10 protein-coding genes are annotated in these 12,573 nt (G+C 38.0%); 3 read left to right on the top strand and 7 right to left on the bottom strand.

What is annotated here, in order from left to right; genetic code table 11:
• Position 1 precedes the first annotated feature (1 nt).
• A complete protein-coding gene (bshA, locus tag Q8S25_RS00835) occupies positions 2-1,135 on the bottom strand; it encodes an N-acetyl-alpha-D-glucosaminyl L-malate synthase BshA (protein WP_305533920.1) in 1,134 nt (377 codons plus the stop codon).
• A 99-nt stretch (positions 1,136-1,234) separates the two neighbouring features.
• Here bshA and Q8S25_RS00830 point away from each other — a divergent pair, with 99 nt between their 5' ends.
• Together Q8S25_RS00830 and Q8S25_RS00825 are read left to right on the top strand one after the other, a co-directional pair.
• Positions 1,235-2,605, top strand: coding sequence for a M20/M25/M40 family metallo-hydrolase (locus Q8S25_RS00830; RefSeq protein ID WP_305533919.1), 1,371 nt, complete (start codon positions 1,235-1,237; stop codon positions 2,603-2,605).
• Between the two features lie 7 nt (positions 2,606-2,612).
• Positions 2,613-3,005, top strand: coding sequence for a hypothetical protein (locus Q8S25_RS00825; protein ID WP_305533917.1), 393 nt, complete (start codon positions 2,613-2,615; stop codon positions 3,003-3,005).
• Between the two features lie 34 nt (positions 3,006-3,039).
• On the opposite strand, the gene Q8S25_RS00820 is transcribed toward Q8S25_RS00825, so the two are convergent.
• The 6 genes from Q8S25_RS00820 to Q8S25_RS00795 are packed head-to-tail and all read right to left on the bottom strand — an operon-like array spanning position 3,040 to position 9,371.
• Positions 3,040-3,756 carry an SAM-dependent methyltransferase gene (locus Q8S25_RS00820; protein ID WP_305533915.1) on the bottom strand — a complete coding sequence of 239 codons (717 nt, stop codon included), beginning with the start codon at positions 3,754-3,756 and terminating at the stop codon, positions 3,040-3,042.
• Positions 3,728-4,516 (bottom strand): EI24 domain-containing protein, encoded by a 789-nt coding sequence (locus Q8S25_RS00815; protein ID WP_305533913.1) that lies wholly within the window; start codon positions 4,514-4,516, stop codon positions 3,728-3,730. Before Q8S25_RS00815 ends, Q8S25_RS00820 begins: the two co-directional genes overlap by 29 nt.
• A gap of 37 nt (positions 4,517-4,553) precedes the next feature.
• On the bottom strand, positions 4,554-5,558 hold the full coding sequence (locus Q8S25_RS00810) for a PorP/SprF family type IX secretion system membrane protein (RefSeq protein WP_305533911.1): 1,005 nt from the start codon (positions 5,556-5,558) through the stop codon (positions 4,554-4,556).
• Positions 5,559-5,591: 33 nt separating this feature from the next.
• Entirely contained in the window at positions 5,592-6,281 is a 690-nt protein-coding gene (gene upp / locus Q8S25_RS00805; protein WP_305533909.1) for a uracil phosphoribosyltransferase, read from the bottom strand.
• 25 nt (positions 6,282-6,306) lie between these two features.
• Positions 6,307-8,016 (bottom strand): adenine deaminase, encoded by a 1,710-nt coding sequence (gene ade, locus Q8S25_RS00800; RefSeq protein ID WP_305533907.1) that lies wholly within the window; start codon positions 8,014-8,016, stop codon positions 6,307-6,309.
• A 14-nt stretch (positions 8,017-8,030) separates the two neighbouring features.
• Positions 8,031-9,371, bottom strand: a complete 1,341-nt coding sequence (locus Q8S25_RS00795; RefSeq protein WP_305533905.1) for a PAS domain S-box protein — start codon at positions 9,369-9,371, stop codon at positions 8,031-8,033.
• 58 nt (positions 9,372-9,429) lie between these two features.
• Here Q8S25_RS00795 and Q8S25_RS00790 point away from each other — a divergent pair, with 58 nt between their 5' ends.
• Positions 9,430-12,570, top strand: coding sequence for an exo-alpha-sialidase (locus Q8S25_RS00790; RefSeq protein WP_305533903.1), 3,141 nt, complete (start codon positions 9,430-9,432; stop codon positions 12,568-12,570).
• The last annotated feature ends 3 nt before the right edge of the window (positions 12,571-12,573 follow it).

The raw sequence follows: 12,573 nt of genomic DNA, 5'->3' as shown, positions 1-12,573 counted from the left end.
TTTACAAACTCATCCTACAAAAACGGCCGTATAGTTTTTCGTAAATAGGAATGATATTTTTGATATCAAACAATGATGCTTGCTCGTATGCCGCTTCTTTCATTTGAGTCAATCTAGGTTCGTCTTTTAATAGTTCAATAGCAAAACCGCTCATGGCTGCGGTGTCACCTACATCGGCCATAAAACCTGTTTTTTCTTGAATATTAATTTCACCTAGTCCACCTGCGTTGGTGCTGATTACCACTGTTCTGGCTGCCATGGCTTCCAAAGCGGCTAATCCAAAACTTTCGTATTCTGAAGGGAGTAAGAACACATCACTCACTGCCAATATATCTTCTATTTGTTCCTGCTTTCCTAAAAAGCGAACATCGTGTTCTACCCCTAATTCTCTTGCCAATTCTTCGCATGCAGGTCTTTCTGGGCCATCACCTACCATCAGTAATTTAGAAGGCACTACTTTTTGCACTGCAGCAAACACGGTTATAACGTCTGTTACTCTTTTTACTTTTCTAAAATTACTGGCGTGCATTAAAATTTTTTCACCGTTGGGTGCAATTACTTTTCTGAAAGCATCAATGGGTTTTTTATTGAATCGGCTTACGTCTACAAAGTTGTAAATCACTTCAATTTCTTTTTCTATTGAAAAAGAATGATAGGTTTCGTCTCTTAAGTTTTTGGATACGGCAGTAATGGCATCACTTTCATTGATGGAGAATGTAACTACCGGTTCGTAGGTTTTGTCTTTTCCAACCAGTGTTATATCGGTACCGTGTAAAGTGGTAATAAAAGGAACATGTCTGCCTGTTTTTTTCTGTACAATTTGACGAGCCATATACGCAGCAGATGCATGTGGAATGGCATAGTGTACATGCAATAAATCTAAATCGTAATTCATGATTACATCTACCATGGTACTGGCCAATGCTACTTCATAAGGGGGGTAATCAAATAAAGGATAAGTGGGTACCCTTACTTCATGGTAGAATATATTGGTATTAAATACATTCAGTCTTACTGGTTGCTGATAAGTAATAAAATGAACCTGATGGCCTTCATCGGCCAATGCTTTACCTAATTCAGTGGCCAAAACACCTGATCCACCAAAAGTGGGATAACACACAATACCTATTCGCATAGTAGCTTGATTATTCACTGTAAAGAACGGCTTTTTTTTGCTTTTGTTCGTTCCGTTCATCAAAGCATAACAAATCAATCAAATCGTTAACTTTAGCCTATGAAGCAATTATTTATTCTAGCCGCATTTATTCCAATGTTGGCTTCCGCTCAAAACAATGCGGACTCGGTTTACATCAAGAAAATAAGTGATGAAATTATGCGCAATGGCAAAGCCCACGACTTGTTGCGAGAATTAACAAAGGGGATAGGCGGCAGATTAGCTGGCTCTGAACAATACAATAAAGCTGTTACTTGGGGTGAAGCATCCCTTAAAAAATTGGGTGCAGATAAAGTGTTTCTACAAGAGTGCATGATGCCTAACTGGAAAAGAGGGGGCAAAGACCTAGCAGCTGTTGTGTTGCAGAACGGGAAAAAAACCAACCGAACTTTAGATGTATTGGCCTTGGGTAATTCATTGGGAACTGGTGGTAAACCATTGGTGGCTGAAGTGGTTGCCGTACAAGACTTTGACGAAATGGAAGCCAAGAAAGACCAGTTAAAAGGAAAGATTGTATACTTCAATAACAAATTCAATCCTACCAATATCCAAACGTTTAAATCTTATGGGGAAGCGGGTCAGTACAGAAGATCTGGTCCTAGCCGTGCTGCAAAATATGGTGCGGTAGGCGTAATGATTCGTTCTTTAACCGAAGCAACCGATAATAACCCACATACAGGAACCACTGGTTATGATGAAGCATATCCTAAAATTCCTGCCATTGCTTTAGGTAACGAAGACGCCGATTTTATTTGGTCTACCACTAGAAATAGTGCAATCAAAGTTTCGATGACTACCAATGGTTCTTTTGGTCCTGATGTAGTAGGTCATTCTGTTGTGGCTGAATTAACGGGTACTGATTTTCCCAATGAATATATTACGGTGGGAGGTCATTTAGATAGTTGGGATGTGAACGAAGGCGCACACGATGATGGTGCGGGTATTGTACAAACCATCGAAATTATGCGTGCTTTAAAAACATTAGGATATAAACCCAAGCGTACGCTACGTTTTGTATTGTTTGCAAACGAAGAAAATGGAATGCGTGGTGGAAATAAATATGCAGAAGAAGCAAAGAAAAATAACGAGAAGCACGTATTTGCTTTGGAATCTGATGCGGGTGGATTTACGCCAAGAGGTTTCGGCTTTACTGTTTCTGCAATACAATTAAGCAAAATACAAACTTGGTTGCCTCTATTGAAACCTTATGGTACCGACTTTTTACAAGCAGGTGGCGGTGGCGCTGATATTGGCCCGCTCAATAAAACTTTTGGAACACCTATTGCTGGTTTAATGCCCGATAGCCAACGCTATTTTGATATTCACCATGCTCGTTCTGATGTGTTTGAAAACGTGAATAAAAGAGAGTTGAATTTAGGAGCAGTGAATATGGCTGCATTAATCTACCTTGTTGATCAATACGGATTATAATATGACAATGAAAAAATTTGCTTGGAGTGCTGCCACCATTATCATTTTGTTGCTAGCCGCATTTATTTATTGGCGTTTTTATTTTGTGTATTCCGAAGGTACCAAAGCAGGAATACTGAATACCTTCCAACAAAAAGGATTTGTATTTAAAACCTATGAGGGCAATTTAATTCAGAGTGGTTTTAAAGCCAATGTACAGAGTATTGAATTTGAATTTAGTGTAGAAGATGAAAAGGTAGCAACTGTTTTAAATCAAAACTCGGGCAGAGAAATTAACGTGCATTATAAACGCTACTTAGGTGCATTGCCTTGGCGTGGAGTAGAAAAATATATTGTTGATAGTATTTTAGAAGTAAGGGGCCTAGGTAATGAAACCATTATTGCACCCAAGAATCATTAATTACCCTTTTGTGAAAATAGACTGACCAATTTGATCAAGCTTGCAATAAAAATATTACCGGAATTTTATGGAGTTCCGGTATTTTTTTTGCCCAATCTTTTACGGGCTTAGTTACAATCCACTCGTCGGGGGCAGTAATATTTCTGGCGATACAAATGCGTGTATCTGGTTTGCAACTTTGTAAAAGATCTCCTAGTAATTGATTATTTCTATATGGGGTTTCAATAAAAATATGGGTGCATTGATTGCGCAATGAATCTTCTTCGATGGCTTTTATTTTTTTCTTTTTCTCTAATGAGTCGATGGGTAAGTATCCATTAAATTGGAAACACTGTCCATTCATTCCACTGGCCATTAATGCTAGTAGAATAGAACTGGGGCCTACTAATGGAGTTACTTTAAATCCCTTTAGCTGTGCTGCTTCCACCAATATTTGTCCTGGATCTGCTATACCTGGGCAGCCGGCTTCACTTACGATTCCAATGGTATGTCCTTTCTCTAATGCATCTATGAACGCTTTGGTAACAGCGTTTTCCGCTTTATGTATGGTATGCCATTGATAATTATCAATGACCATTTCTTTCCAAAGTTTTTTAAAAAATCGTCGCGTTGTTTTTTCGTTTTCTACAAAAAATACGCTGCACTCTTTTATAGCTTCAGTAATATAGGCTGGTATGGTATGCAATGCTTCTTCATGCAATACCGTTGGGATTAAAATAACTTTACCCGTTCTTTGCGATGGATTGTTCAATGGCCTCTTTTTTTAAAGGGTATATGCTTAAAGTAGCAGCAATGACTGCATAGGAGGGGGCTAAGATCCAACCGATAATAGGTAAAAAATGAAATAGATAAAACACAATTCCATTTCCCATGGCCAATCCTTTGTGTGCACTCACAAATGCAATGCTTTCTCCCTCCGATTTTTTATGTCTTTCCATGCTGTAGTCTAACATAGAGAAACCATAGTAATAACTTTCTAATATTAGTGCTAAGAACGGCGTAAACCAACCTACTAGGGGTATTAAGCTTAAAAATATAATGCTGAGTAAATAAACGGTTTGCCAAAGACTGTTTCGTACAGAAAGTTTGATTCCTCGTATGATGTCTTTAATAAACTGTTGTTTGTTAAAAGGAAAATCTTTTTTCTCTATAATGGCTTCTGTTTTTTCACTTAAATAAGCAAATACGGGAGAGCCAATAATTAGAAATAAGTATTTAAACAATGAAAAATAAAACAACATTAAAAGAATCCATAACAAAGTGGTTCCGAATGTAAATAGGAATCCCAAAAAACCATTGTCTAAAGTGTCTAGCCAGCCTTTTAAGCCTGTTCTAAGCGCAATCCACTCAATGGCATTATTGGCACTCTGGCTAAAAAAATACATGCCTGTAATGAATAACAACATGTATAGAATACCAGGAACAATAATCCATTTCCACAATTTATTGACTTTAATAAATTGATGTGCTGCACCGTAAGCTTGTATAGATATAATAATTTCTTTGAGCAATCAGGGGGGTGTTTTGCCAAAGATAACAAATAGCTGCCTAAAACTTAGGACAGTTCAAAGGTCGGTCGGTATTGGGTCTTCTGATATAAATTAATGACACTTCAATTCCTCCTCTATTCATTGATGCGGTTCTTAATGTAGAAGCGTTGTAGTCGTAACTAGCACCAATTCTAATGCCATTGAATTCTATACCTACATAAGGAATGATGGCGTCTCTTAATCGCATCCATGCGCCAAAATAAAGGCTGGTAGCATTGGGTTCATCGGGGGTTGCGTTTAATTGCAATGCCCCACCAATGATGGTTTGACTTACTTGTGCTTGAAAACTTTGTGATCCACTTAAATGCAGAGTAGTAGCTGCTCCCAATGGAAAATAGGCGCCTGCATGTATATTGGTTCTGGGTTTCAGTATATATTCTGCTCCTGTAAAAGATTGCTTAGGTTGGTTAATATGATACATGCTTACACCAAAATAAAAATTGTTTCGATCATTGGTACTGCCATTGTACAAGAAGCCAGCATTTAAATCTACATAGCTCGATTTTAATGTACTCGAGTTAAAAATTTCAGAAGTTAATCCGGTAAATCCTGCAGTGGTTAACTGATCTTCAAAATTAAGGCTGCTGGTATTAATCAACATATTGGCATAAGTGGCTTGTACGCCCAAACCTATTTGGTGCATGCCATCTTCGTCTAAACTTTTATGATACGCTGTTGAAAATGTTCCGTAATTAAATTGGACTGCACCATTGCTGCTGTTATCATTAAACCCCATGAATCCAACACCCCAGCTGTCTCCTTGAGACATTTTGTTTTGCATTAGTTGAAAGTCTACAGATGCGGTTGCAGAAGTAAATGCATTGTTGATGGTAGGCCACTGGTTTCTATAATTACCAGCTACTCTATAAGTTCCAAAGAATTTACCCGTGAATGCAGGGTTTAAAGTAAGTGGCGAAGAGAAAAATTGCGAGAAATGTGGATCCTGTGCAGTAACAACCACAGCTACAACCAGCCCCATCCACATAAGCAATATCCTTCGCATACTCCTAACTTGGTATTAAAGATACCATTTTTTCTATGCTTGCAGCTTAGCGCCAAATGCTAAGTCGCCCGCATCGCCCAATCCTGGAACGATATATGATTTTGCAGTCAATTCTTCGTCTATATCACCACACCAGATAGTGATATCATTGCCACATTCTCTCTCTAAATACTCAATACCTACTGAACAGGCAATTGCCACAACTACGTGAAATGATGCAGGGTTGCCCTCTGCTTTCATATGCTGAATGGTTTTTACTACAGATGCACCTGTTGCCAACATGGGGTCTGAAATAATCACTACTCTATCATTTAAATCGGGGCAGCTCATGTATTCCATGCTGATTTCGAAACTACCATCGCGATGGTGTTTTCTATAGGCAGAAACGAATGCATTGTCGGCTTTGTCAAAATAATTTAACATGCCTGTATGCATGGGCAATCCGGCTCTTAAAATAGTTGCTAATACTGGTTGCTCTTTCAATACCTTGCTTTCATGGGTTCCTAATGGGGTAGGTATTTCTTTGGTTACCCAAGGCAATTGCTTGCTTATTTCAAAAGCAGCTACTTCTGCAATGCGCTCTAAATTTCTTCTGAAACGCATACGATCTCCTTGGATCTCCACATTTCTTAACTCAGATACCCAATTGCTTAGCAGGCTGTGCTGCTCACTTAAATTAATAACCATTAGCTCGTATTGAGTTGCGAAAATACGAGTTTTCATGGTTGATTATTACAAGGATTGCGCTTTATAGGAAAGCAAAGCGGTCTCCGTCGAATATACCTTTATCGCTCAATTTTAAATGGGGTATCACCAATAGCGCCATAAAACTCAATGTCATAAATGGGGCACTTAATGAACTTCCTAAACTTTTGGCCATGGCGTCTATTGCTGTGTATTGTTGTGCAACAACAAATCCATCTTCGGTACTCATTAACCCTGCAACTGGTAAGGGTAATACTAAGGTTTGATTATTACCATCTACGCAGCTAATACCTCCTTCGGTTGCAATGACTGCATTAATGGCTGCTGCTATTGCTTCATCTGTGGCACCTACCGCCACTATATTATGACTATCGTGTGCTACGGTGGAGGCGATGGCGCCGGTACGGAAGCCAAAATTTTTAATAAATGATTTTGCAACCGGCGCCATATGGTACCTGTTCACTACCACCATTTTTAAAATATCATCGGCTGTATTACTAACAAAGCAATCATTTGATTGAGTTCCTGGTAAGTACAATTTATTCGTGATTAATTGACCGTCTAAAGCTTCTATAACAGCAATTAAGCCGTCTTGATTGGGGTAAGCTGTTATTGGCACAGCTAAATCAACTTCATTTATTGGAGCACAAGTAAATTGATTGATGGGAGTTGCTGGTACAGATTGAATTAACGATTTTTTTCTAGACGCTGTTGCGTTTGAAGCGGATTGCGCTGATGGTGTAGACATTACTGAATCGGAATCAATATCAGTAGATAAAAGCGCCTGCCCATCAATATAGGTTTGCAATACCTTGAAATGGTTCAAGTCTTCTACAATTATAAAATCGGCAGGGTCTCCTACTTGCAGGGTTCCAATATTTAATCCGTAATGTTTAACAGGATTAATACAGGCTGCTTTCAACACTTTAAATACATCCAACCCTTTGGCTACTGCCCTTGCACACAATTGATTGATATGTCCTTCTACTAAACTATCTGGATGTTTATCGTCACTGCAGAGCATAATTGAATTAGGATGATCGTCTATTAATTCAGCCAATGCTTCAAAATTCTTGGCGGCACTTCCTTCTCGAATAATGATTTTCATTCCATACGATAATTTATCTACCGCTTCTTCAAGGGTAAAGCATTCATGGTCGGTAGATATTCCTGCTTCTATATATTGTTTTGCCAATGCTCCGGTAAGACCGGGGGCGTGGCCATCAACGGGCTTACCGGCCCTGTGTGCTGCTGCAATTTTTTTCATGACTTCAGGATCATTGTGCAGCACGCCGGGGAAATTCATCATTTCACTTAAGTACTTAATATCATCTAAAGCAAGCAATGCTTCAACGTCTTTACTATCTAATGATGCACCAGCTGTTTCAAATATGGTAGCAGGCACACAACTGGGTGCACCAAAATTAAATTTGAAAGGAACTTGCTTGCCATTATTGATCATGAATTGTACGCCTTCTAAACCACATACATTGGCAATTTCATGTGGATCACTTACGGTACCAACTGTGCCATGTAATACAGCAATACGAGCAAATTCACTGGGTATGAGCATACTGCTTTCAATATGAACATGACTGTCTACAAAACCTGGCATTAAAAAACCATTTGTTGTAATCATTGATGCATCAATGGGTTCAATGGAAATGATTCGATTGTTTTGTATTGAAACTTTTGCAGGATATATTTTGCGTTGATATAGGTCTACTAATTGAAAAAAGAAATTGAATTGCATGGTACACTAAATTGTTATAAAGGTTTTTTTGTTTCATCAATCACTTTATGAATGGCAAGGTCTAATTGGTTCGCCGCTTTTTCAAGGTGACTGAGTAATTCTACTTTTTCTTGAATGCTAATATCTAATTTAATGACATTGATGATGCCTAAAATATCTGTTAAAGGGCCTCTTACTTGATGACTTTGATCCCAAGCTATTTTTCTTAATTTTTCTGAAGTTTTTTTCTGTTTAGTAATATCTGTTTTAATAGCCAGAAAATTAATGATTTCTCCTACATGGTTTCGTACTGGCGAAATAGTTACTTCTTCCCAGAATAGACTCCCATTTTTTTTCTTATTTAAAAATTCACCATGCCAAGTACCTCCTGATTTGATGGTATCCCACAAGTTTTTATATTCTTCTTTTTTTGTATAACCCGAATTAAGTATACGCGGATTATTGCCAATTACTTCTTCATATGAATAACCAGTTGTTTTAAGAAACTGTTGGTTAACGTATTCAAGATTACCTTCTAAATTGGTGATGACTATACTTGATGTACTCTGTTCTACAGCATGCATTAATTGTTGTAATTTGTCTTCTTTCTTTTTTCTTTCTGTAATATCTTTTGATAAAACAATATACCGTCTTTCGTTGTCAAATTCTTGCTGAATTGGCGCAACCGAAAGTTCAAACCGCATTAATCCTTTTGAAAGTTTTAATGAATATTGATGCCCTGTAGAATATCCTTTTTCATTTGTTTCTAAAATTGCGTTGTCTAATGCTTCTGAAGCCTCATTTGCAATTATTTCATTGTATTTTTTGCCTATAAATAATGCTGGAGGAGCAGCTAATATATCTTTTACAGGTGAATGATAATCATGTATAGTTCTGTCTTCACCAATTTCAAAAATCAAATCAGGAATGGCTTTCAAAATGGCATCTTGTTTTTTATAAAGTGCAGCTATTTTGTCAAAGTCTAATTTTTGTTTCGTTATATTGGCGCTAAATCCATACCAAGTTATTGTGCCATCTGAAAGTTTTTCTGGTGTTGACCTAGTAAATATCCATTGCATTGGTCTTCCTGGGATACAAATTCGTGCTTCCATTGTAAAGTCCGTCATATCATTAGCAGATTGTTCAATGGCTTCTAGTATTTTCAGCTGATCATCTGGGTGCATGACTTTTACTATCGGCTCAAAACTTTCCCTAACATCTTCTGGCTTACAGCCAAAAATATTCTCAATGCCTTTAGATGCAACGGGTACACAATAATTTCCATCTGGCTTTCTAGTAAACTGAAAGATCAGGTCGGGCAAATGCTGGGAGAGCTTTTTGAACTCATCACCACTAAAATTTTCACTTGATGGCATGTTCAGGTTATTAGATTCTTATGAATTTACATTAATTTAACCGTCTTAATATTACGCAATGAGAAAAATTATTTCAATTCTAGTCTTATCACTTTCCTGCTTAACCATGCAGGCACAAAAAAAGGAAAGAGTAAAGCAGGTTGCTGCTCTTAAAGAAGACCAGTCAGATCAGTTACTATCCAAAGTAAAATATCGTTCAATTGGACCATATAGAGGCGGAAGAAGTGCTGCAGTTGCTGGTAGTTATAAAAACAGAACTACCTTTTATTTTGGTGGAACAGGTGGAGGTGTATGGAAAACCACTGATGGAGGTAGTAATTGGAAGAATATATCTGATAAATATTTTGGAGGCACCATGGGTGCGGTAGCTGTTGCGCCAAGTGATGAATCCATTATTTACGCTGGCGAGGGAGAAAACACTATGCGTGGTAATGTGGCCGAAGGATTGGGTGGAGTTTGGCGAAGTGCAGATGCTGGAAGAACCTGGAAAAATATTGGTTTAAATGATGGCAGACATATTATTCGTTTGGTGATTCATCCTCGAGATCCAAATACCGTTTGGGCTGCAGTAGTGGGCCATTTGTTTGGACCCAATGAAGAAAGGGGCGTATATAAAACAACCGATGGTGGAAAAACATGGAAAAGAACTTTATACATCAATAACCAAACAGGTGCTTCTGATTTAGTAATGGAACCAGGTAATCCAGATGTGTTTTATGCAGGTATGTGGAGAGTAATTAGAACCCCATATAGTATGGAAAGCGGTGGAGAAGGTAGTGGCTTGTACAAGAGTACAGATGGTGGAGAAACATGGGTTCCGTTAATAAATAAAAAGGGTATGCCGAAGGGCTTATGGGGTATTGTAGGTGTTGCAGTTGCTCCTTCTAATCCTGAGAAAGTATACGCCATTATAGAAAACAGCAATGGTGGTTTATATAAAAGTGAAGATGCAGGTGAAACCTGGTCTTTAACCAGTAACGATAATAATATTCGTCAACGTGCTTGGTATTATACCAAAGTATATGTAGATCCTAAAAATGAAAACCTGGTTTATTGTCCCAATGTAAATTTCATGAAGAGCTCAGATGGTGGTAGAACCTTTCAATCCATCAATACCCCCCATGGAGATCACCATGATTTATGGATTGATCCAGAAGATGGGAAGCGAATGATTGTAGCGGATGATGGTGGTGCTCAAGTAAGCTTTGATGGTGGAAATAATTGGAGCACAATGGACAATCAACCAACGGGCCAATACTATCGTGTTACCACAGACAATGCGGTACCATATAGAATATTAGGCGCACAACAAGACAATTCAACTGTTCGTATTAAAAGTAGAACAACAGGAGCTGGAATTACTTCACGTGACTGGGATGTAACCGCTGGTTCTGAAAGTGGCCATGTAGTTGCAGATCCATTAAATCCTGAAATTGTTTACGGTGGTAACTATGGTGGATACTTATCTAGATTAGATCATAGAACAGGTGAAAACAGGGCAATTAATGTTTGGCCTGATAATCCGATGGGTGCAGGTGCCGATGTATTGAAATACAGATTCCAGTGGAACTTCCCTATATTCTTTTCGCCTCATAATCCAAAGCGTTTGTACACTGCAGGAAATCATTTATTTGCAACAGAAAATGAAGGACAAAGTTGGGAAATGATTAGTCCCGATTTAACTACCAACGACAAATCTAAGCAAGGTCCTAGTGGAGGCCCTATTACCAAAGACAATACTTCTGTTGAATATTATTCTACCATTTTTGCTGCAACAGAATCTGCTTTAGAAAAAGATGTACTCTGGACTGGTAGCGATGATGGTTTAATTCATGTAAGCCAAGATGGTGGTAAAAATTGGAACAATGTTACACCTGCAGATGCTGGAAAATGGATGATGTGGAATTGTATTGAAACAGATCCATTTAGAAAAGGAACGGCATTTTTTGCTGGAACTAAATATAAGTCGGATGACTACACACCTTATTTATTTAAGACTACCGACTATGGTAAAACTTGGACTAAAATTACAACCGGTATTAACAGTATGCATTTTACTCGTGCAATCAGAGCCGATAGAAAAATGCAGGGTTTATTGTATGCAGGTACAGAATTTGGTATGTACATTAGTTACAATGATGGAGCTAGCTGGAAGCCATTTCAATTAAATCTTCCAATTGTACCTATTACTGATATCGCATTAAAAGACAATGATCTTATTGTTGCTACGCAAGGTCGCTCCTTTTGGGTGATTGATGACCTTACCATTGTTCAGCAAAAAGCAGCTTCTATTTTAGAGAAGAATTTACATGTATTTACTGTAAACGATTCATACAGAACAGAAGGTGGTGGAAGAAGAAGACGAGGTGCTGCTGCCGCAGAACCCAATGCAGGCGCGAATCCTCCTCAGGGTACTGTAATCAACTTTTACTTAAAAGGAGTAACAGATAGTTCAAAATTGGCTATTACTGTAATGGATAAAAAAGGGAAACCAATTAAGACTTTCAGCAGCTTTACTAAAGTGCCGGAAGACAAAATTGAAATTACCGAAGGGGTTAATCAGTTTGTTTGGGACCAAAATTATCCTCCAGCTGAAAGAGCAGATGGCATGATTTTATGGAATGGTGGTATTGGCTCTGCCAAAGCTGCACCTGGTAAATACACTGCAAAACTGAAATACGGAAACGATTCAACAGAAATTGCTTTCGTTATAAAGCCGAACCCAGTATATCAAGCAACTGAAGCAGACTACGATGCACAAGTTTCATTCTTATTATCTGTTCGTGATAAATTTAGTGAAGTTCAAAAAGCCATTAAAAATATCCGAACTATTAGAACTCAAATTACCGAGTTGAATGCAAGAGTTGATGCAAAGTCTAATAAAGACTTAAAGCAACATGCAGATAGCATTAATAAACAGCTAACAGCAATTGAAGAAGCATTGTATCAAACCAAAGCTAAAAGCGGACAAGATGTTTTAAACTTTCCTATTCGCTTGAACGATAAAATTGCAGGTTTATATGGAGTAGCTTCAAGTGGTCAAAATGCCCCAAGCAAGCAAGTTCGTGAAGCCTTTGCCGATTTAAGTGGTCAAGCAAATGCGCAATTAGTTAAGCTTCAAAAAATAATGGATACCGATATTAAACAACTTAATAAAATGATTAACGATAAACAGGTACCTGTAATTGGTATTAAATAAACT

The organism is Sediminibacterium sp., assembly GCF_030695065.1.
Taxonomy (GTDB): domain Bacteria; phylum Bacteroidota; class Bacteroidia; order Chitinophagales; family Chitinophagaceae; genus Sediminibacterium.
Note: the sequence above shows the minus strand (reverse complement) of the source record. Positions and strands in the feature narration are given on the sequence as shown.